17 protein-coding genes are annotated in these 23,808 nt (G+C 31.0%); 14 read left to right on the forward strand and 3 right to left on the reverse strand.

Going from position 1 to position 23,808, the window contains the following annotated elements; genetic code table 11:
- Positions 1-45: 45 nt before the first annotated feature.
- The gene (locus KQ51_RS02935; RefSeq protein WP_038468702.1) at positions 46-1,458 is read right to left on the reverse strand and encodes a sensor histidine kinase; all 1,413 of its coding nucleotides are present in this window, start codon (positions 1,456-1,458) and stop codon (positions 46-48) included.
- Between the two features lie 28 nt (positions 1,459-1,486).
- Positions 1,487-2,152, reverse strand: coding sequence for a response regulator transcription factor (locus KQ51_RS02940; protein ID WP_038468704.1), 666 nt, complete (start codon positions 2,150-2,152; stop codon positions 1,487-1,489).
- Between the two features lie 167 nt (positions 2,153-2,319).
- Between KQ51_RS02940 and KQ51_RS02945 the strand changes: the two genes are divergently transcribed.
- The 9 genes from KQ51_RS02945 (at position 2,320) to KQ51_RS02985 (ending at position 15,233) form a co-directional block, all read left to right on the forward strand.
- Positions 2,320-3,486 carry a DUF4349 domain-containing protein gene (locus KQ51_RS02945; protein WP_038468706.1) on the forward strand — a complete coding sequence of 389 codons (1,167 nt, stop codon included), beginning with the start codon at positions 2,320-2,322 and terminating at the stop codon, positions 3,484-3,486.
- A 134-nt stretch (positions 3,487-3,620) separates the two neighbouring features.
- Positions 3,621-4,769, forward strand: coding sequence for a DNA glycosylase AlkZ-like family protein (locus KQ51_RS02950; protein WP_038468708.1), 1,149 nt, complete (start codon positions 3,621-3,623; stop codon positions 4,767-4,769).
- Entirely contained in the window at positions 4,766-5,242 is a 477-nt protein-coding gene (gene rlmH, locus KQ51_RS02955; RefSeq protein WP_038468710.1) for a 23S rRNA (pseudouridine(1915)-N(3))-methyltransferase RlmH, read from the forward strand. Before KQ51_RS02950 ends, rlmH begins: the two co-directional genes overlap by 4 nt.
- Before the next feature lie 319 nt (positions 5,243-5,561).
- A complete protein-coding gene (locus KQ51_RS02960) occupies positions 5,562-8,126 on the forward strand; it encodes a type I restriction-modification system subunit M (RefSeq protein WP_038468713.1) in 2,565 nt (854 codons plus the stop codon).
- Between the two features lies 1 nt (position 8,127).
- Positions 8,128-9,339, forward strand: coding sequence for a restriction endonuclease subunit S (locus tag KQ51_RS09735; protein WP_038468716.1), 1,212 nt, complete (start codon positions 8,128-8,130; stop codon positions 9,337-9,339).
- A 15-nt stretch (positions 9,340-9,354) separates the two neighbouring features.
- The gene (locus KQ51_RS02970; protein ID WP_038468719.1) at positions 9,355-12,486 is read left to right on the forward strand and encodes a type I restriction endonuclease subunit R, EcoR124 family; all 3,132 of its coding nucleotides are present in this window, start codon (positions 9,355-9,357) and stop codon (positions 12,484-12,486) included.
- Positions 12,487-13,308 carry a DUF2971 domain-containing protein gene (locus tag KQ51_RS02975; protein WP_038468724.1) on the forward strand — a complete coding sequence of 274 codons (822 nt, stop codon included), beginning with the start codon at positions 12,487-12,489 and terminating at the stop codon, positions 13,306-13,308.
- Positions 13,309-13,657: 349 nt separating this feature from the next.
- Complete coding sequence (locus KQ51_RS02980) at positions 13,658-14,905, forward strand: DUF1576 domain-containing protein (RefSeq protein WP_052609111.1); 1,248 nt, start codon at positions 13,658-13,660, stop codon at positions 14,903-14,905.
- Complete coding sequence (locus KQ51_RS02985; protein WP_038468727.1) at positions 14,892-15,233, forward strand: hypothetical protein; 342 nt, start codon at positions 14,892-14,894, stop codon at positions 15,231-15,233. Before KQ51_RS02980 ends, KQ51_RS02985 begins: the two co-directional genes overlap by 14 nt.
- A 49-nt stretch (positions 15,234-15,282) precedes the next feature.
- Here KQ51_RS02985 and KQ51_RS02990 read toward each other — a convergent pair whose 3' ends face one another.
- Positions 15,283-16,368: a Fic family protein gene (locus KQ51_RS02990; protein ID WP_038468730.1), complete on the reverse strand. Its 1,086-nt coding sequence runs from the start codon at positions 16,366-16,368 to the stop codon at positions 15,283-15,285.
- 294 nt (positions 16,369-16,662) lie between these two features.
- Here KQ51_RS02990 and adhE point away from each other — a divergent pair, with 294 nt between their 5' ends.
- The 5 genes from adhE to KQ51_RS03015 are packed head-to-tail and all read left to right on the forward strand — an operon-like array spanning position 16,663 to position 23,791.
- On the forward strand, positions 16,663-19,242 hold the full coding sequence (gene adhE / locus KQ51_RS02995) for a bifunctional acetaldehyde-CoA/alcohol dehydrogenase (RefSeq protein WP_038468732.1): 2,580 nt from the start codon (positions 16,663-16,665) through the stop codon (positions 19,240-19,242).
- A 1-nt stretch (position 19,243) separates the two neighbouring features.
- Positions 19,244-19,495 (forward strand): (2Fe-2S) ferredoxin domain-containing protein, encoded by a 252-nt coding sequence (locus KQ51_RS03000; RefSeq protein WP_038468735.1) that lies wholly within the window; start codon positions 19,244-19,246, stop codon positions 19,493-19,495.
- Positions 19,483-21,174 carry a [Fe-Fe] hydrogenase large subunit C-terminal domain-containing protein gene (locus KQ51_RS03005; RefSeq protein WP_038468738.1) on the forward strand — a complete coding sequence of 564 codons (1,692 nt, stop codon included), beginning with the start codon at positions 19,483-19,485 and terminating at the stop codon, positions 21,172-21,174. Before KQ51_RS03000 ends, KQ51_RS03005 begins: the two co-directional genes overlap by 13 nt.
- Positions 21,161-22,339: a SpoIIE family protein phosphatase gene (locus tag KQ51_RS03010; RefSeq protein WP_038468740.1), complete on the forward strand. Its 1,179-nt coding sequence runs from the start codon at positions 21,161-21,163 to the stop codon at positions 22,337-22,339. The genes KQ51_RS03005 and KQ51_RS03010 overlap by 14 nt, the downstream gene beginning before the upstream one ends.
- 9 nt (positions 22,340-22,348) lie before the next feature.
- A complete protein-coding gene (locus KQ51_RS03015) occupies positions 22,349-23,791 on the forward strand; it encodes a 4Fe-4S dicluster domain-containing protein (RefSeq protein WP_038468743.1) in 1,443 nt (480 codons plus the stop codon).
- Positions 23,792-23,808 lie beyond the last annotated feature (17 nt).

The following is a 23,808-nucleotide window of genomic DNA, read 5'->3' on the forward strand; positions in this document are numbered from 1 at the left end:
TACTTTCATCATACTGTCTAGTTTTGACAAAATAATGACAAATGTTTAATTTTTAATCTTAATTTTTACCTTAGCTACTACATCATTGTTATCATTAAATATCTTATATTCATATGAATATAATTCACATATTTGCCTAACAATGCTTAAACCTAGCCCGCTACCATCTTGATCAATATTTAAATAATCACTACGATAGAAGGAATCAAATATCTTATCTAAATCCTTGTTTTCAATATGTCCTTTATTTCTTACTATAAGTGTGTAGTTATCATCTTTAATCTCAGTGTTTATTGAGATTGATTTGCCTTCTGAATAAGTAATGGCGTTTTTTACTAAATTAGTTATTAGTATTAGTAGGAGTTCTTCATTTATCAGTAGGTTTTTAATAATGATATCTTTATTAATTTTGATTTGTTTTTGGATTGCATATTCTTCTAATGAATCAAAATTATTAGTAATGTATTCTGTGTTTACAAAATCATTAGGCTTGGCTTTGTCTTCTAATCTAAGCGAATAAGTAAGATCTTTAGCAATACTCTCTACTTTGCTTATTTGTCCCAGTAATTCACTTAAATACTTATCTTTATCTTTATATCTACCAATACCGTCAATCATTCCTTCAATCATCCCTTTCATAACTGAAAGTGGTGTTTTTAATTCATGATTGATTGTGTATATTAATTGTTTCTTTTTCGCTTCTTGTTTCTTTTCAAAATCAATATCTTTACTTAGTTTACTATTAGCTTCATTTAGTTGTGTATAGGATTGTTTTAGGTTAAATGTCATCTCATTTAAACTACTAGTTAAATCTCTAAACTCATCATTTCTTTTAATATCTAGCTCTGTTTCAAAATCAAGATTTGAAATATCTTTTGCATAAGTATTAATCTTCTTTAAAGGTCTAGAAATACTTGTAGAAATCAATAATGAGAGTATTACTATTGTTATCAACATGGCTATTGACTGTGAAGTGTTTATATTATTGAGTACTAGTTCGACATTTTGTAGTGATTGAATTTTAGTAGAAATTATCAGATAATCACCAAATTCAAATTCATAAATATAATTAATTTGGTAGATATCTTCATTTTTGACTTCATAGTATGTAAGATTACCTTCTTTTAGAACTTCTGGGTTGTCATAAACCTCAATTACGAAATTCAAGATATCATCTTCATCTAGGAAGTTTGGACCTATTTCCTCAGTAATTAAACCAGCTTGATATCTAATAAATGATGTCTCACTAGATAAGTCTTGAAGTTCAGTATCAGCAAGTAAAGTACCATTATGAATGCCTTCAGCTTCTTCTAAGATTGTATTTTTCACTGCATTTATGTTTTCTTCTATATACATGGGTCCAAATCTTCTATTTGTTATAAACATAGAAAAAAGGAAGACTAATGTGAATGATATTAGTAACATTAAGAATGTTTTAACAAATATACTAATTCTCATAATAGCCCTCCTTACTTATTTGGTTTTCTTATTTTTCGAACTTGTAACCTTCTTTAAATATTGTTTTGATATAACCAGAAGCACCATTTAACTTCTGTCTTAACCTTTTTATATGGGTATCTACAGTTCTATCATAACCTGTAAAATCATAACCCCATACTTTATCTAATAGTGTTTCTCTTGTAAATACACGGTTTTTATTATTAATGAATATGATGAATAAATCCCATTCTTTCTTATTTAATGATACTTCTTCATCTTCAACAAGAATCTTATGTTCCTCAATATTATACTTAATTAATCCATATTCAAGTAATTTATCATTATCTATACCATATCTAGCTAAAACAGCTTCAACCTTTTTAATAACTAGTTTAGGGCTATATGGTTTAGGAATAAATTCATCAATTCCTAAATCATAACCTTTTATTTGATTTTCCTCATCATTCAATGCACTAAGCATAATGACAGGCGTACTTGAGTTCTTTCTAAGGTGTTTGCAAATATCAAAACCATCAATATTAGGAAGCATAACATCTAGTAAAACTAAATCATATGTTTTCTCATCAATAACTCTAATTGCTTCAAACCCATCAAAGACTTGATCAATTTCAGAATGATTATACTTATCTAAAAGGTAATCATAGAGTAAATCATTTAGATGCTTCTCATCTTCAACAATTAGGATTTTCATATTATCACTTCCCTCTTATACTTTCTTCTAGAATATCATAAATAGGCCATTAATAAAAAGATTTTTGAGTTTTTCGGAATTGTCAAAACTATGTCATAACACTGTCAAAACTTTGTCACAACTAAAAAATATAATGGAAGCATCAGTTAAGAAAAGAGGGGAATTATATGAAAAAATATTTATTAGTTATTATGGTTGTATTAGGAATTGCATTAAGTGGTTGTGGTAGCAACTACGAAGGTGATCTATATAACGAGGAGCCTGGGTTTAATGATGAAAACACTAATTTAGAAAGTCCTAACCCAGTTATTGATGAGATTGATGATCAAGGTGGAGACGCTGTAACTAATGATAATGCAGCTCCTGCTTTAGAAGATAGAAAAATCATTTACCGTGCCAACTTAGAAATGGCTGTAATCAATCCTACAAGCGTTTATAACGATGTTTTACAAACAATTGATTCATACACCGCTTATATCGAAGAAGCCGATATAACAACAAATACGTACGAAATAACGATAAGAGTCTTATCTTCTGAATTCGATGAATTCATTGAAGATTTAAAAACTTCAGGAGAATTAGTTGCTTATTCTAAAACATCTGATGATATTACAAATAGTTATTCAACTTTTGAAGCGAGAAAACTTGCCCTAGAGACTAGACATGATAGAATCTTAGAATTAATCACTGCTGCTGAGGATCTTGATACTATATTACTATTAGAAGAAGAAAGATTTGAAATTGAAGCTGAACTTAACCTTATTGGGACTAAACTTGCTAATTATGATTCATTAGTAGATTATTCTACTGTTACTTTAAAGATTAAAGAAGCAATAGAAGAGATTATTGTTTTACCAAGAACTCAAATTCCCGGTATTTCATCAATGGAATCTACTAAAAACTCAATAAGTTTAGAACTTTACAATGGTAGCGATGAGAATGTAACAATTCATGTAGATGTATATCTCAATGGAGAGTTCATTACTGAATACGAGGAGAATACATTCGCAGAAAGCCGTGTAATGGTGACATTCAATGAACTTAAATCAAATAGAGAATATACCTTCAAAATTACATCTCTTGCCGCAGAACACCGAGTATCTTTAGTAGATACTATAAGAGTAGAAACAGAAAAAACATACGGTAACAAAACAAGTAATACATTTATTGATTCAGTTAACTTATTAGTTATGATGTTTGAATTTATTGGTTTAGCGATTACTGGTATATTACCATTTGCTGTTGTCGCAGGAGTTATCTACATTCCAATAAGAATATACTTAGTTAAAAGAAAAGGGAAAACTACTGAATTTCCAGTAGATAAGGAAGAATAGGGTAATAAAAAAGTACTGATTAACGTCAGTACTTTTTTATTACCTCTACCACTATACAAAAGTTATTACAACAAGTTTACAGATAGTTGTTTAAGTTTGTTATAATAAAAATATAGGAATTTTTGGAGGTAAACATGATTAATTGGACAAAACAACAAGCTAGAGACTTCTTTGTTAATTATCAAATGGTAAACACAAGCAACCATTACACAATTAATGATGTTTTTGATAGACTTAAAACTATTCAAATGGATCCCTTAAATGTTGTGGGGACTAATCCGGAACTTGTTCTACAATCAAGGATTAAAGGGTTTAAAAAAGAAGATCTTTCCAAGGCTTTATATCAAGATCGATTCCTAATAGATGGCTGGGAAAAGCAAATGAGTATTTACGAGACAAAGTATTTTCCACATTTCTCAATCGTTCGTAAGCATCGCTCCGAGAATGGTTTGATTGGTGCGAGAAAGTATTATGACTTAGACGCAACTGAATTTATCGATGAAGTATATGACATTGTTAAAGAACAAGGTCCTATCTTCTCTTCAAAGATAAAACTCGGAGAATCAAAAAAACATCGTTGGGGTCATACAAAACCATCAACTGTCGCTATTGATTATTTATGGCAAAAAGGTTTGCTAGGTATATCTGAAAGAAAGAATACCCAGAAGAAGTATGATTTAATTCAACGAATATTTCCAGAGATTGATCAAAATAATCCCTTCCAAACAGAAGAAGAATTTATTGAATGGTATTTGATTAGAAGAATAAATACGGTAGGTTTAACATGGAGTAAAAGTATAGTTCATTTTGATGGATATTATATTAAAAATAGAAAGCTGAGAAACCACTATTTTGATGTCCTGGAAAAGAAGAATTTTATAGAAAAAGTTCACGTTGAGGGTATCAAAGACGTATTTTACATACCCTTAAGCGCTAAAAACCGTAAAATTGAACTAACTAATAATATTTCATTTTTAGCACCTTTAGATCAAATAACTTGGGACCGAGAACTACTTAGAAAGTTATTTAATTTTGATTATACTTGGGAAGTATATACCCCAAAAATTAAACGAAAATATGGGTACTATGTATTACCAATTTTACAAGGTTCTAACTTTATTGGTAGAATAGAATTTACGAAACATAGAAACAATGATCCACTTGAGATTATTAGTATTTCTTATGAAGAAGGAATTAAACAAACAAAGAAATTAGAGAGAGAGATAAATAGAGCGCTGAATAGATTCTCTAAATATCTTGGCGCAAAGGAAGTGTCAATATGAAGATTACAGTAATTACCGTTGGTAAACTTAAAGAGAAGTATCTTGTAGAAGGTATCAAAGAGTATACCAAAAGGTTGTCAAAATATACAAAACTAGAGCTTATTGAAGTGAAAGATGAACATGCACCAGAAAACTTATCAGTAAAGGACATGAATATCATTAAAGACAAAGAAGCAGAAAGAATAAATGCGAAACTAAAAGATTCGTATATTATTTCCTTAGCTATTGAAGGAAAGCAAATATCTAGTGAGAAACTGGCGGCTAAAATAGAAGACATAAAAACTTACCACGATTCACATATAACGTTCATTATAGGTGGATCACTAGGTTTATCTGATAGTATAAAAAAGAAGTCTAACTTCTTACTATCATTTTCATCAATGACTTTCCCTCACCAACTAATGAAACTAATTCTATTAGAACAAGTATATCGTTCATTTAGAATAAACAACAACGAGCCGTACCATAAGTGATTGCAAATAATGACATACAGAGTCTATCAAAGCCATTTGAAGACTCTGCTTTTTATTTACTTTTGAACGATATTTTATACTTATCCTATCAAATTTGGAATATTGCTAGTTTTGATAAAGTATATATTTTATTGAACCTATTTGTTATAATGTTTATAGAGTGAATTAATTAACAAGTATAAAGCAGTTTTATTGCATCAATATTTGATTCATTTATATAGTAACAAGTAATGAATGAGGGGTAACAAAATCAAGTGCTAATAGATAGAAAATTATATTAGTACTTATTTTAATAGGAAACTATACGAGGAGTGAAATTATGAACAAACAGCAATTAGCATCAAAAATATGGGAATCAGCAAACAAAATGCGTTCAAAAATTGAAGCAGGAGAATATAAAGATTATATCCTTGGTTTTATGTTTTACAAATTCTTGTCAGATAAGCAACTTAAGTTTTTAAAAGAAAAGGATTTTACAGATGAGGATATCAAATTACTAAACGAAGAAGACCCTGAAACTGTCCGATTCATTCAAAATGGAGTGGGGTACTTTATTTCATATAAGAACTTATTCTCAACATGGATAGAGAAGGGTTCGGATTTTGATGTAAGTAATGTTAGAGATGCATTAAATGCCTTTGACAGATTGATTAGCAACTCACATAAAAGAGTCTTTGATAGAATATTTAATACACTTCAAACGGGGTTAAGTAAACTCGGTGGAACTACTGGTGAGCAAACTAAATCAATTAGAGAGTTGATTCACTTATTAAAAATAATTCCTATGGATGCAAAGCAAGACTATGATGTTCTTGGGTTTATTTATGAGTACTTAATAAGCAATTTTGCTGTAAATGCTGGTAAAAAAGCTGGCGAATTTTACACTCCACATGAAGTATCACTACTTATGTCGGATATTGTGGCTGAGCATCTTAAGGACAAACAAGAGATTAAAATTTATGATCCAACAAGTGGATCAGGATCTTTATTAATTAATATAGGACATTCTATATCAAAACATATGAATGATAAAAACAATATTAAATACTATGCTCAGGAATTAAAGGAAAACACATACAACCTTACTAGAATGAATTTAATTATGAGAGGTGTTTTACCTGATAATATAGCTGTTAGAAATGCTGATACTCTTGAAAGTGATTGGCCTTATTTTGATGATACAGATCCTATTGGAACTTATGATCCTTTATATGTAGATGCAGTAGTGTCAAATCCACCCTATTCACAAAAGTGGGATAGTACAGATAAGGATTCAGATCCTAGATATGCAGATTTCGGATTAGCTCCTAAATCAAAGGCAGATTATGCCTTTTTACTTCATGATTTATATCATGTAAAACCTAATGGAATTATGACTATTGTCCTCCCTCATGGTGTTTTGTTTAGAGGTGGAGAAGAAGGAGAAATCAGGAAGAAATTAATTGAAAAGAATCATATTGATACTATTATCGGTTTACCTGCAAATATCTTTTTTGGAACAGGAATCCCTACTATAATTATCGTTCTGAAACAAAGTAGAGAAAATAATGATGTCCAAATCATTGATGCTTCAAAAGGTTTTATAAAAGTTGGAAGTAAAAATGAATTACAAGCATCTGACATTAAAAAAATAGTTGATACAGTTATTAATAAAGAGAGCATCGATAAATATTCAAGAGTTGTTGGTTTAGAAGAAATTAGACAGAATGAATATAACTTGAATATTTCTAGATATGTAGATTCATCAGAACCAACTGAATCTTGGGATTTATACTCTCTTATGTTTGGAGGAATACCAAAAACCGAGCTCAAAGATCTTGACAAATATTGGGGTGAATTCCCTAGTTTAAAAGAAGAATTATTTGAAGATATTAATGAGGCTTATGTATCATTAAAATCAGACAACACCAAGAACATAATACAACTAAATAAAGACGTCCAGATATATCTGAATAATTATAAAATTGAATTTAAGAACTTTAAATCATTTCTTAAACAAAGATTGATTGAAGATATGATGGAATTAAATATTTCAGAGGAAGAAAGTGAAATAAGTAAAATCATATTCTCTAAACTAGAGTCATTTGAACTCGTTGACAAATACAAAGCTTATCAAGCTTTAAATAATGAATGGATTAAAACATCTATTGATCTTGAAATCCTTCAATCAGAAGGATTTCAAGCAGCTAAACATGTCGATCCTAATATGATATTAAAGAAAAAGAATAATAAAGAAGAGGAAGTTCAAGAAGGATGGGTTGGTAGAGTTATTCCTTTTGATTTGGTTCAAAATGCTTTAATAAATGAAGAAACGGAAATACTAAAAGTCAAAAAAGAAAGAGTAGTAAATATCCAATCAGAATTCCAAGGATTATTAGACTCTTTAACTGAGGACGAAAAAGAACTTATTTTAAATGATGCAGGAACAGCTTTTGATGCGAAAAGCGTTAAGGAACAACTCAAAGTGTTGGATGAAGAGATTGAAAGTGAAAAAGTTCTTAAGTTGAATTTATTTCAATATACTACTTTAAAAAACGAAGAAAAAGCATTGAAGAAAAGTATCAAAACTAAAGAGGCAGAACTACACATAAAAACAAAGAGTGTAATAGAATCACTATCAAACGAAGAAGCAAAAGATATGCTTGAATTAAAATGGATAGATACTCTAATAGAATCTATTGAAAAACTTCCTCAGAAGACATTAAATAAGCTTGTAAGTAAGATTAAATCATTTAAAGATAAATATAGTGTAACTTTTTCAGAAATAGATAATGAAATTGAAAAAGAACAAAAGAACCTGTCATTAATAATAGAAGAATTAGAAGGTAATGAATCTGATATGAAGGGTCTAAGTGAATTGAAGTCGCTATTAAGAGGTAAATGAGATGCGAATTAGCTCAGAGAAACCTTCACTAAGATTCAAAGGATATACTTATCATTGGGAGAAACTTAAATTAGATGTTATTGCTAAAATCACTATGGGACAATCACCGAGTGGTACTAACTATACTAGAAACCCTGAAGACCATATTTTAGTCCAAGGAAATGCTGACATGTCGAAAGGATGGGTTGTTCCTCGAGTTTGGACAACTGAAATTATAAAAACAGCAAATCCTGGTGATATTATAATGAGTGTCAGGGCTCCTGCTGGAACCGTTGGTAAAACAGCATATAAGGTAGTTTTAGGAAGAGGTGTAGCTTCAATTAGGGGAAATGAGTTTGTTTTTCAGAGCTTAATTAGATTGGAAGAAATTGGGTTTTGGAATAAATTATCTACAGGCTCAACATTTGCATCTATTAATAGTGAGAATTTAAAGAAAACAGAATTAAGTGTTCCAAAAAATGAAGAACAAGAGAAAATAGGAGAAATTTTCAGAAATTTAGATAACATTATAACATCTTCTCAGCAAAAACATAACAAACTAACCAACATCAAGAAATCACTTTTATGTAAAATGTTTCCAGAGAAAGATTCAGATATACCTAAAATCCGTTTTAAAGGATTTAATGATACATGGGAACAAACTCAACTTGGAAGTGTAATTACTGGTATGTACAACGGACAAACACCCGCTACATTTAATAAGTCATTTTGGAATGGTGAGTTGAACTGGTTAACCAGTGGAGAATTGAACAGAGGAATAGTGTCATCTACAATTGATAAAATAACCGAAGCAGGTAGAATTGATGCAAATTTGAGAATAGTTCCTAATGGTACATTTATTATGGCAATTACTGGATTAGAAGCGAAAGGAACAAGAGGTAATTGTGGTATTTTGAGTATCGATACAACTGTTAATCAATCATGTATGGCAATTTATAATAATCCCTACAAACTAGATAATAACTTTTTATTTCAATGGTATAGACGAAATAGTGAGGAGTATGGTTTGAAATACACACAAGGAACAAAACAACAGAGCTATAATGCGAAAATAATATCAAAACTAGAAATTACTCTACCCAAGGAAACTGAAGAGCAAGTCAAAGTAAGCGCTTTGTTGTTCAGTTTGGATCACCTTATCACAAATTACCAAAAAGAATATGATATTTTGATTAAAGTAAAAAAAGCATTGCTTGAAAAAATGTTTGTATAGGAAGGAGGAGTATTAATGGCATTTGATAATGAACTAGCCTTTGAAAAAGAACTTATAACCTTATTATCTCATCATGGTTGGGAGAAAGAAATAATCAAGAATCCTACTGAAGAGGATTTACTAAAAAATTGGGCTGGTATTCTATTTGATAATAATCGTGAATTAGATCGATTAAACAATCAACCTTTAACTGATTCGGAGCTGCAACAAATTCTAGAACAAATCAATACATTAAGAACTCCTGTTAAATTGAATGGATTCATTAATGGTAAAACTGTTTCTATAAAAAGAGATAATCCAAACGATCCAATTCATTTAGGTAAGGAAATAAGTTTAAAGATATACGATAGAATGGAAATAGCAGCAGGACAAAGTAGATATCAAATAGTTAGTCAACCTAGATTCAAAACATCAGGTGTATTGAATGATAGGCGCGGAGATATCATGCTCCTAATAAACGGGATGCCTGTAATTCATATTGAGTTAAAGAAATCTGGTATTCCTGTAAGTCAAGCAGCATACCAAATTGAAAACTATTCTCGAGCAGGAGTGTTTAGAGGATTATTTTCACTTGTTCAAATATTTGTTGCTATGAATCCTGAAGATGCAATTTACTTTGCTAATCCTGGAGAAAATAACAAGTTCAATTCAGACTATTATTTTCATTGGGCTGACTTTAATAATGAACACATAAATGATTGGAAAATAGTAACTTCAACATTACTTTCAATTCCTATGGCACATCAGTTAATTGGATTTTATACTGTTGCTGATAGCAATGATGGATTACTAAAAGCGCTAAGAAGCTATCAATATTATGCAGTTCGTTCAATCTCTAATAAAGTAGCTAAAACAGATTGGAGTGCTCAAAATAACCTAGGTGGTTATATTTGGCATACTACTGGATCTGGAAAAACAATGACAAGCTTTAAGGCGGCACAATTAATATCATCTTCAAAAGATGCGGATAAAGTAATCTTTTTAGTGGATAGAATAGAATTAGGAACGCAATCACTAAAAGCATATAGAAATTTCGCTAATGAAAATGAAGATGTACAAGCTACAGAAAATTCAAAAGTACTAGCTACAAAACTAAAAAGTACGAATCCTAAAGATACATTGATTGTTACATCAATTCAAAAGATGAGTAATATCAGTGAAGATGAAGAGGGATTAAGAACAAAAGATATTGAATTAATGAAATCAAAAAGAGTTGTTTTTATTGTTGATGAAGCACATCGTTCCACTTTTGGAGATATGCTTTATACTATTAAAAACACTTTTTCACAAGCTATTTTCTTTGGGTTCACAGGAACTCCTATTCACGAAGAAAACGAGCATAAAGACAGCACTACAGCTGATGTGTTTGGAAATGAACTCCATCGTTATAGTATAGCTGATGGAATAAGAGACAAAAATGTATTAGGATTTGATCCATATAAAGTTTCTACTTTTAAAGATAAGGACTTAAGACAAGCAGTTGCTTTGGAGAAAGCGAAATCAAAAGACGTATCAGAAGCAATATCTGATCCTATTAAAAGTATAAAATATTATGAATATATGAATAATGTTCCAATGGTTGGAAGTTATAATGATTCAGGAAAGTATATAAAGGGAATTGAAGATTATATCCCAATGGTTCAATATGACAATAATGAACATAGATCAAAAGTTGTTAATGACATAGTAGATAATTGGGTAACATTAAGTCGTAACTATAAGTTTCATTCAATATTAGCTACTAGTAGTATTAATGAGGCCATTATCTATTATAGATTGTTTAAGGTTTTGGATTTGGACTTGAAAGTTGTTGGACTTTTTGATCCGAGTATCGATAATGTTGGAGGAGCTGCTTTTAAAGAAGATGGTCTTGTAGAACTACTTGAAGACTATAATGAGAGATACTCTCAATCTTTCACTATTGGTAACTGGGGAAAATATAAGAAGGATATTGCATCTAGATTAGCGCATAAAACACCTTATATTAGTATTGAGAAAACTCCAGATAAGCAAGTCGATTTACTAATTGTTGTTGATCAAATGTTAACTGGATACGACTCTAAATGGATCAATACATTATATGTTGATAAACTAATGAAATATGAACATATAGTTCAAGCTTTCTCTAGAACAAATAGACTGTTTGGACCAGATAAACCATTTGGTACGGTTAAGTATTACAGAAAACCACATACAATGGAAAGAAATATTAGGACTTCAATCAAACTATACTCGGGGGATAAACCACTAGGACTGTTTGTTCCGAAATTAAAAGATAATTTAGATAAAATGAATTCTGTTTACACTCAAATAGAATCCTTATTTAATAGTAATGGTGACTTTGACTTTTCAAAACTACCGGATGATCCAGCATCAAAAGCAAAATTTTCTAAACTTTTCAGACAATTAAATGAAAGCTTAGAAGCTGCCAAAATACAGAGATTTAAATGGGAAGATGTTAAAGTCGCAAACGAGATATCTAAGGATGACTTAATAATTAAGTTTGATGAAACAAACTATCTTACATTAGCGTTAAGATATAAAGAATTATCAGGTTCTACAAACGGTTCGGGATCAGGAGATACTCCATATGAAATAGAAGGATATTTGACTGAAATCCCTACAGGATTGATTGATACTAATTATATGAACTCTAATTTTAATAAATATCTAAAAGCACTAGATACTGGAAATGAAAAGGATGTTAAGAATACACTCGATGAATTACATAGTTCTTTTTCTTCATTATCACAAGAGGAACAGAAGTATGCATATATCTTCCTGCATGATATTGAACGTGGTGATGTAAAAGTAATAGAAGGTAAAAATTTACGTGAATATATTACAGAATATCAAGTGAAAGCAAAAAATGATCAGATATCACTATGTGCTTCTATATTTGGACTTGATGAGGTAAAACTTAGATTTTTTATGACAAATAGAATTACTATGGAATCTATAAATGAGTATGGTAGATTTGATGATTTGAAAAATACAATTGATTTTAAACTAACTAGAAGTTATTTTGAAAACTTGGAATCGAAGAAACTATCACCTCCAAGAATTCATATGAAGTTGGATGAGTTCCTTAGAAAATTCATTATTGAGGGTGGATTTGAAATAAAAGATGTTGAGGGACAACCGTAAATGAATATCGAGGAAATTAAGAAATCAATCAGAGCAAGCTGGCAGAGAGTCATAAAAAACGGTGGGAAATTGTATCAGTATAGAAGTTGTAAGGACTACAATTTTGACAATCTTAAAGAAGGGCTAATATCACTTAACAGAATTAGTTCATTTAATGATCTATGGGAAGGAAGATTTGAATACTTTACTGAAGAAGTCATTTCTCAAAGTAAGTATAGTAAATTTCTAACAAAGGAATCAGTTGAAGAGATAATAAAGTTGAATTTTAATGCTAATAGGGAAAATATATATGCTTCTTGTTTATCAGAGAGTAAGAATTCAGAATTAATGTGGGCTCATTATGGAGACACTTATAAAGGATATATTGTTGAATATGATTATACAGATACATATCAACTCATTCAGTCACAAAGCGCAGCTATATTTCCAATTATTTATGAAGATGTAGTAATTGATTTCAGTCAACTGTTTGTAAAACTAATAGACGTATATTTTGAGAATTTATTACAAGATGTGGATCATGTTAATGCAGAAGTAAGAGCTGTAATAGCAAGTAATACACTTTTGCCACAAGAAGCAGAATATGTTAATATTTTCAAGAAGCCAGATTGGAGTTATGAGAAGGAATGGAGAATCATGACAACTCACCCAGATGATGATGAAAGAATTCCAATCACTGTAAAAGCAAGTGCAGTTTACATGGGAAGTAGAATTAGTGAAGTTGATAAGAAAAGATTAATGCAAATTGCATCAAGAAATAGAATTGATGTGTATCAAATGTCAACTGATATTCGAGGTATGAATTTTACGAAAATATTATAAATACTATTTGATATAAATCATATAATAAGTTGCAACTAAAAGTGTTACGACGAGCCGTATCATAAATGAAAAGACCGAATCAATCGGTCTTTTGTCTTTTGACATGTATTTCATATAAAGTTGCAACTAAAAGAAGTACAACGAACTATATCACAAGTATTATAAATAAAATATAAAGCCCCAAAGTCAAATCTAACTTTGGGGCTTTATTATAGATTAAAGGTTAGCAATTTCTCATTTAATTGATATGGAGTTTTAGCTAGTTAAGAAACTCGCTATATATTAAAACAACAGTTTGATTAATTCAAATATCTAGTATAATGATAATGTTGACAAAAGGAGTGATAGAATGAAAACCAGATTACGGGAGAACATGTTAGTTCCATATTTAGCTATAGCATTTATTATTATATCTTTATTTTTACAACCTCTCTCAGTCTTTTTTGAAGGGTATAAGGAAATCCTCCTTAGTGAGAGTATATTGTTAACTGATTATGTACATGTTGGAGGATTAGGACCTGCATTGTTTAATTCAGGGACTCTAATGCTTATAGCTTATGCTATTGTCAGGAAACTTGGGTTGAAAGTAACCGGTTCAATATTTGCTGGAATACTAACTATCGGTGGATTTGCATTCTTTGGAAAGAATCTAATCAATGTTACAATTATTTATTCCGGGGTGTTACTTTATGCAAAATATAAGAAGATTAAACTAAAAAGTGTTATCGTTGTTTTCTTCTTTTCAACAGGACTTAGTCCTGTATCAAGTTTAATTATGTTTGGAGTGGGAATTCCGTTATTATATAGCATACCAATAGGGATTTTAATTGGAGTTTTATCAGGATTCTTCTTAGTAGAATTAGCTTCTCATGTAATGACATTTCATCGAGGATATGATTTATATAATGTTGGTTTTGCGAGTGGGATATTGTCCTTTGCTTATTTTAGCATTTTTCGACTGATAGGAGTTGATTACTCGACAAACCTTCTATACACAAATACTGATTATGCATTACTTACATATATATTTATTGCCATATGTGTTGTGTACTTACTTATAGGAATCTATTTGAACGATGGAACTATAAAAGGGTATAACTCAATATTAAGAAGAAGTGGGAAGGCAATTACCGATTTCACACGAAGAAGTAATCAACCAATTACAATGATTAATATTGGTCTTACTGGTCTATCATCTTTAGTATTAATCCTATTACTTGGAGTTCATATGAATGGACCAGTTATTGGAGGGTTATTAACTATTATCGGATTCAGTGCCTTTGGGAAACATGTAAGAAATGTACTTCCCCCAATGATAGGAGTAATGTTAGTAACTTGGATATTTGGGGTTGAGTTAAGTATCCCAGTAGTACTTGCAATATTATTCGCCAGTGGTCTAGCACCAATTTCTGGTGAGTATGGATTTATTATTGGAATATTGACAGGTATGTTACATCTACCTGTTGCAATAGGACTTTCAGAGTTACACGGTGGTGTACTTTTATATAGTAATGGATTTGCCGCTGCATTTACAGCGGTAATAGTTACAACAATAATATCGACAATAAGAAGGAGTGATTCATATGTCTCTACATAGAAATGCGAAGAATGCAAAGATTATTGAGGAAATTTATGTATATTTATTAGATAGAGGATACCACAAGGTTTCAGTATTGTTAGAGGCATTAGAAAATGAATCAATCTTTCATATAGAAATATATACAGATAACTCTAGTTTGGTTGAAGAACTAAAAGAGGATATAGTTTGTGGTAGAGATGCCGGATTAGAGGAATATGGCTGGGAGTTAATGGGTGAATCAGATCATGTGCTTGATTTATACACATTAGGTACATTGCTTGATTCGTGCGAGATTTCGTATGATGAAGGAATTTGCCGAGTTGTATTCGTAAGAGAAGAAGTATAAGCAAATATCAATTTGTAAATAAAAAAGCCAAAATTTAATTTGGCTTTTTTTATATCCAATTAACTGGAACATGAATATTATACATCTTTACGTAAGTGTAAACATATTCCCCTTTATTTATCTTGTGTTTAGCAATCAAACCAGTATCAAATAAACGAGTAAAGTAATTTCTAATTGTCTGATAATCGATATGGAGATCATCACTAGCATCTTTAATAGTAGAAGTGATATTACTGAACAAGTATTCGTATACTCTTTTACCATTTTTCTCTTTTAGTAAAGCGATAACTTTTGGAAGGTCTTTCTTATACACAAGAAGCATTTCATCTATCCTTTTGATATTTCTTTGCAACTGCTCAATCACAATTTCCAAGAAGAACTTGATATAACCTTCCCATTTATCATTTCTTGTATCTTGAAGCTTTCGGTAATACATATACTCATTGTCCTTAATTACTTCACTAACAAAAACACTAACATGAGTATTTGTCTCAATGAATGCTTGAATAGGTACAAGAATTCTTCCGATTCTTCCATTTGCATCTTTATAAGGATGAATATTTTCAAACTGAGCATGTGAAATAGCCATCTCAATCAATTTATCTAAACTATAAGACTTATTGAAGTGTTTTATATAATTGCTCATTAGAACAGGAATATCTAATGGATGAGAGGGAATATACTCAGCATCATATATTGAACTACCTCTAGGGCCAATCCAGGTTACTTCATCACGGTACTTTCCTAGTTTAGAAGGATGAATAGGTAGATGCTTAAATAAATCTTTATGGATATTATTTAAGTACCAGACAGATAATTTAAAACTACTAGATAAATAGTTCCCAATATTATCCAATATCGAGTTATAGTTAAGGATTTCCTTTGCATAAATATTATCAGGTTGACATTTGATATAGTATAAAGAGGAATGAGAAACTGGATTACCAGCAAGTTCACAACTTTTATAACTTTCCTGAAGGATAAAGGGTTTAAGAATAAGTTTCGAATCAATCTCCTGATAAGTAATAATTGTATTGTATTTTGTATAAAGTTCTCTAGCTTTTACAAGTAGTTTCATCATCTCAATATCAAACTTGAAATTAACCGGTAAATCTGTATTATCGTAAGGTTTCATTTTATCACCTCATACAGTATATACTAATATATAACGGTTGCAAATTATTTATTTTAAAAAAACTTAAAAAAATAAAATAAACTCATTTCCATTCTAATAAAAGACAGATTCCTATAACAGATTTTATATTTTCTTTATTCTAGATAAAGCCCTATACTAAGCATTTAATTATGCTTTTTTTATTTTCTAAAATGAGATGAAAATAATATAACCGTTTTCATTAGGAAATGTTTCATTGTTTACTTGTTTTACATAATGTAGACTGTGAGGGAACTTAAAAAGGAGGCATCATTTATGGAAGATAAAAAAGTTTTAAATATGATCAATAAATTAGTAAAAAATGCAGAGAAAGCACTAGAGGAGTATATGCTTTTAGACCAAAAAAGTGTAGACGAAATCGTTCACGAAATGACACTGGCTGGTGTCGATAATCACATGTATTTGGCACAAGAGGCTATTAAGGAAACAAAACGTGGTGTGTTTGAAGATAAAGTAATAAAAAATATATTTGCCACGGAGTATATTTGGCATTCTATAAAGAAACAAAAGACTGTTGGTGTAATTGAAACTAATGAATTAGAAGACTATGAAGAAATTGCAGAACCAATTGGAGTAGTAGCAGGAGTAACACCTGTTACTAATCCAACATCAACAACAATGTTTAAAGCATTAATTAGCGCTAAAACAAGAAATCCCATCATTTTTGCGTTTCATCCTTCAGCACAACATTGCTCAAGTGAATCAGCAAGAGTGCTTTATGAGGCAGCTCTTGAAAAAGGAGCACCAGAAAATTGCATCCAATGGGTTACGTTACCATCAATTGAAGCAACTAGCCAATTAATGAATCATCCAAGTGTATCATTAATCTTAGCAACTGGAGGTAGTTCAATGGTAAAAGCAGCATATAGTGCTGGTAAACCAGCTCTAGGAGTAGGACCAGGAAATGTTCCATGTTATATCGAGAAGACAGCAGATTTAAAAAGAGCGTGTACAGATTTAATGCTATCAAAAACCTTTGATAATGGAATGATATGTGCTAGTGAACAAGCAGTAATTGTAGATAAGGAAATCAAGAGTGATTTTGAGAACTTTATGAAAGAAAATAATTGTCATTTCTTAAATAAAGATGAAACAAAAAAACTTTCAGAGTATATGTTCCCATTACCTACTAAACACTTAAATAGTAAAGTTGTCGGTATGACAGCTCATAATATTGCAAAAGAAGCAGGATTTAAAGTTGATGAGGACACTAAAATTCTTATCGCAAAACTAACAAAATTTGGGAACGAAGCTCCCTTATCAAAGGAGAAGCTATCTCCTGTACTAGCATATTATATTTCGAACTCACTTGAAGAAGGTTTTAAAGCAGCAAGAACGATGTTAGATATTGGTGGATTAGGGCATTCTGCAGTAATCCACACAAGTAATGAAGCTTTATACACAAAATATGGTGAGGAAATGAAAGTAGGAAGAATTATTATTAATTCACCATCATCTCAAGGAGCAATCGGTGACATTTACAATACTAATATGCCATCACTTACACTTGGTTGTGGGAGTTACGGACGTAATTCTACTACATCAAATGTTAGTAGTGTAAATCTAATAAATAAAAAAAGAATTGCGAAAAGAAGAACAAATATGCAATGGTTCAAAGTACCACCAAAAATCTATTTCGAAAATAACTCAATTCAATATCTTGAAAAAATGAGAGATATCAAAAGAGTCTTCATAGTTACTGATCCAGTAATGCTTAACTTAGGATATGTTGATAAAGCATTATATTATTTAAGAAAAAGAGAGAATCCAATTGCAATTGAAATATTTAGCGATGTAGAACCAGATCCAAGTACAAAAACAATCTACAAAGGGGTAGAAGATATGAAAAGATTCAACCCTGATTGTATCCTTGCTCTTGGTGGAGGTAGTGTTATTGACGCTGCGAAAGGTATGTGGTTATTCTATGAACATGAAAATACATCGTTTGATGGTCTTAAACTTAAGTTCCTAGATATTAGAAAAAGATCATTCCCATATCCAAAATTAGGAAAAAAAGCAAAATTTGTCGCTGTTCCAACAACTTCTGGTACAGGTAGTGAAGTAACAGCATTCAGCGTTATTACGGATAAAGAGAATAATAATATAAAATACCCATTAGCAGATTACGAGTTAACACCTGATGTAGCCATTATTGATCCTCAATTCTGTCTAACAATGCCAAAAGACATAACAGGTGATACAGGTGTTGATGTATTAACTCATGCAATTGAAGCTTATGTGTCAATATTAGCAAGTGATTTCACAGATGCTTTAGCGCTAAAGGCTATCGAACTGGTCTTTAACTATTTACCACGTGCATATAAGTATGGAGCTACAGATTTTGAAGCAAGAGAAAAAATGCATAATGCATCAGCAATTGCAGGAATGGCATTTACGAATGCTTTCCTAGGAATTAACCATTCTTTAGCACATAAACTAGGCGGAGAATTCCATATTCCACATGGTCGTGCAAATGCCATAATTCTTCCTTATGTAATAAGATACAATTCCCAAAAGCCAACTAAATTTGCTGCCTTCCCTAAATATAAAACATTCATTGCAGACGAGAAATATTGTCAAATAGCAAAATATTTAGGATTAAAAGCTAATACAGTTGAAGAAGGAGTAAACTCTTTAGTGAAAAAAGTTGAGGAACTACTAGAAGAAGTAAATATCCCAAGAACTCTTCAAAAAGCCGGTGTTGACGAATCAGTATTTAATGAAAGATTAACTCAATTAGCAACTAATGCTTTTGAAGATCAATGCACAACTACAAATCCCCGTTATCCATTAATCAAAGAACTAAAAGAGATTCTAGTAAAGGCTTATAAGTAAAATGGATATAAGTGTTTGCATTGGTAGCGCATGTCATTTAAAGGGTTCGTATGATGTAATCAAAGAATTTCAAGAGCTTTTAAAGGAATACAAATTAGAGGATAAAATCACCCTTAAAGGAGCATTTTGTCTAAATCATTGTACAGAAGCAGTTTCGACAAAAATAAATGATGGAGAAGTTATCTCAATGAATGTTGATAAAGTTAAATCACTACTTAAAAAAGTGGCGGAAGAAAACAAATGGAATATTTAAATTTCCAAGAGGCTAATTGTCAAAATTGTTATAAGTGTATTAGAACATGCAAAGTAAAGGCAATTAAAATAGACGATAAACAAGCAAAAATAGTTCCAGATTTATGCGTTGGGTGTGGCGAATGTTTTGACATTTGCCCTCAAAACGCAAAAAGTGTAAAAACAGATGTTGAGTTTGTCAAAGATATGCTCAAAACAAACAAAAAAGTTGTTGTATCATTAGCACCATCGTTTCCAAGTTATGACAAAATGGATAATCCTCTACAGTTTATTAGTGCCCTACGTGAATTAGGGTTTGATCAAATTGAAGAGACGACAATCGGAGCAGTAAACGTATCAAAAAAATATAGAGAAGACTACTATGGTGAGAAAAAGCACATCATTACAACAAGTTGTCCGACAGTAAATACCATGGTAACAAAATACTATCCCCATTTAGCAAAATATCTAAGTGAATGTATATCTCCAATGATGGCGCACAATAATATCATCAGAAAACGTGAAGATGATGTATACACAGTATTCATCGGACCATGTATATCCAAAAAAGAAGAAACTAGTATTTGCTATTCAAAGGATTCATGTATTGATGCAGTAATTACTTTTGATGACATCAGATTTTGGTTAACTGAAGAGAATATCAATATTAATGAACTTGAACCTTCAAACTTTGATTTTGTCTCTCCAAGTTTGTCAAGATGGTACCCTTTAAGTGGGGGAGTAGAAAAAGCTTCTTTAAATGAGGATACATCTGAAAGAAGAGTATTGAAAGTTGACGGTATGGAAGCTTGTGTAGAACTTCTAGACTGTCTAGATGAACTAGAATCAAATACATGGATTGAAATGAATGCATGTAAAGAAGGATGTATTAATGGATTTGGAAACTCTCAAAGTCCATTAAAACTACATAAAAAAATAGATACAGTAATCAATTACATAAATCATGAAACACAAAACAGTTATGATTATGTTGAAGTTGATACATTTTTTGACTATACAACATTTAATCCAGTCAGTAAAACTGAATATTCAGATTCTGAGATTCAATCTATCCTCCATAAAACAGGTAAATATACAAAAGAGGATGAGTTGAATTGTGGAGCTTGTGGTTATAATACTTGTCGTAGTAAAGCAGAAGCTGTTTTAAACAATATGGCAGAAATAGAAATGTGTTTACCATATATGAGAATGAAGAACGAGGCAGTAAGTTCTGTTATTATTGAAAACACACCAAATGGGATCATTGTTGCTGATAAAGAGTATCAAATAGTGGAGTTTAATCCTTCAAGTGTTAACCTTTTTATGATTTCAAAAATGAATGCAATGCATAAGCATGTTGAAGAAGTAATTGGTGAAAATGTTTTTGGATATGTTAGACATGATAAACCAAGTACAGCTCTAACAAAAACCCTAAAGAAATCAGGGAAGACAGTAATAATGACGATGAAGTACATCAAAAACCATAAATTATATCTAGGTATATTCAAAGATATAACACAACAGGAAATCCAAAAAAGAAAACACAAAGAAATGAGTATTGATGCACTTGATATGGCACAGAATGTTATTGATAAACAGATGCGGGTTGCCCACGAAATTGCCTCTTTACTAGGAGAAACAACAGCGGAAACAAAAGTTACACTTTCAAAATTGAAGAGGTTATTTGATGAGCAAGTATAAGAACTTTGATTATATTGATATTGCTGTTGATTCATTAAACAAGTATAAAGAGGAATTATGTGGAGATCATGTTGAAATAACCGAAAATGAATACTCAAAAATCATTGTTTTAAGTGACGGCTTAGGAAGTGGGGTAAAAGCTAACATATTAGCTACACTCACCTCTAATATTTGTTCAACAATGCTCAGACTAGGTAGTAATATCATTGAAGTACTAGAGACGTTAGAGAAGACTCTACCTATCTGTAAAGTAAGGGAGTTGGCTTATTCTACATTTTCTATAATTCAAATATATCATGACAAGAGAGTTCAAATAATAGAATACGGGAATCCACGCATTGTATATATAAGAGATGGGGAATTACTAAAACTAGAAGAACAAAGAATTATCTTTAAGGAAAAAGAAGTAATTCAATCGTTTACGACATATAAAAAAGGCGACACACTATCAATCTTTAGTGATGGTGTAGTTCATACTGGAATTGGGAAATACATATATTTAGGTTGGCAATGGGAAGAGGTTGTAAAAGTACTTAAGACAACTTCTAGAAAATCAAAATCTGCTAAACCTATTTCAAAAGCAATTATTGATATATGTAATACATTTAGTGATTACGAACCTGGTGATGACACAACTTGTGTTGTTATTAGAATACGTGATATCGAAAAAATATCATTATTCTCAGGTCCACCTAAAGACAAAGAGAAAGATCGTGATTTAATACATGATTTAGTCTATTCACAAGGAAAAAAAGTTATATGTGGAGGAACAGCAGCAAATATATGTGCTCGTGAAATGAATAAGGAAATAGAAACAAACTTTGAATACTTTGATCCTAGCATTCCACCGTATGCAAAAATCGATGGAATCGATTTAGTTACAGAGGGTGTTCTAACGATAAATGAGGCAATTAGAATCCTGAATGAATCAAACAAAACTGAATTTGATTCGAGAGTACTTGATCGCGACAATGGAGCAAGTAAACTTGCCAAGTTAATTATCAATGATTGTACACACTTAGATATACTAATTGGAAACTCAATTAATCCCGCTCATCAAAACCCCTTTTTCCCTGATGAGCTAAATATTAAGTGGAAATCAACAACTGCACTTATTAAAGCAGTAGAAAGTTTAGGAAAGACAGTAGAAATAAAAAAATACTAGGTGAATAATATGAATTACAAATTTGAGTCGGATATCCAAAAACTAAAATATGAAGTACTAAAGCAAGCTGCTTTAGTTGGCTTTAGCGATAATCAAAATATAAATAGAGATGAAATTGCTGAAGGAATTATCCCCGGTCCTAAACCAACATTTAGATGTTGTATATATAAAGAGAGAACAATCATCAAAGAAAGACTTCTATATGCATTGAATGAAAAAGACGATGAACACATCATTAAAGTTATTGAACCAGCTTGTGATCAATGTCCCATTGATAGATATACAATAACTAATTCATGTCGAGGATGTATTGCTCGTTCTTGTCAAAATGCTTGTCCTGTAAATGCAATTTGCATTGTTCAAGGACGAGCGTATATTAATCAAGAGAAATGTGTAGAGTGTGGTAGATGTGAAGAGGCCTGCCAATTTAATGCAATAAGTGATACAAAAAGACCCTGTAAAAGATCATGTCCTGTAGATGCGATTGATATGGATGAAAATAAGATTGCAAAAATTGATTATGAAAAATGTATTTCTTGTGGACAATGTGCATACAACTGTCCATTTGGAGCAATTACTGATGTAACTTATATTAAAAGTATTGCTGAAAAATTATCACAAAATAAAAACATGTATGCTCTTATAGCCCCTTCAATAAGTAGCCAATTTGATTCTGTTACAATTGGACAAATTACCCATGCTTTAAAGCAAATTGGCTTTACTGATGTAATTGAAGTAGCACTAGGAGCAGATATGGTAATCCAAGAAGAAACAAAAGAGTTTAAGAATCATATTAAAAACGCTAATTATATGACAACATCATGTTGTCCATCATTTGTTAATCTTGTAGAAAAAAAATTCCCTACGGAAACTACAAATATATCTACAACAGTCTCACCTATGGTCGCATTGGGAAGATTCATTAAACAACTGCATCAGGAATCTACAAATGTCTTTATCGGTCCGTGTATGGCTAAAAAAGAGGAAATGAGAAGAACACCTGTAAAAGATGCTATTGATTATGTACTTACATTTGAAGAACTGCGATCACTACTTGGTGCAAAAGAAATAGACCTAAAAACTATTGAGGTAGATCCATTAAATAATGCTTCTTACTACGGTAGGATGTTCGCCATTCATGGAGGAGTATCAAGTTCAATTAAAAATTATATCGAGAGTGAAGATATAGCAGTAGAATATAATCCTGTTGCAGCAAATGGTGCTAAAGATTGCATTAAGCAAATGACACTTGCCAAGAATAAAAAAATGGCCGGAAATTTCTTAGAAGGAATGGTATGTCATGGTGGTTGCATCTCTGGACCAGGTTCAACAACTCATCGAAAAAAAGATGCTATGTCAGTAAAAAAATATGCACTAGAAGCAAAAGAGAAAACTACAAAAGATAGTCTTCAAATTATTGACATGAAATCAGTAAATATGAGTAGGGTATAAAAAAATAAACTAAAAAA

The organism is Candidatus Izimaplasma bacterium HR1, from assembly GCA_000755705.1.
Taxonomy (GTDB): Bacteria; Bacillota_I; Bacilli_A; order Izemoplasmatales; family Izemoplasmataceae; genus Xianfuyuplasma.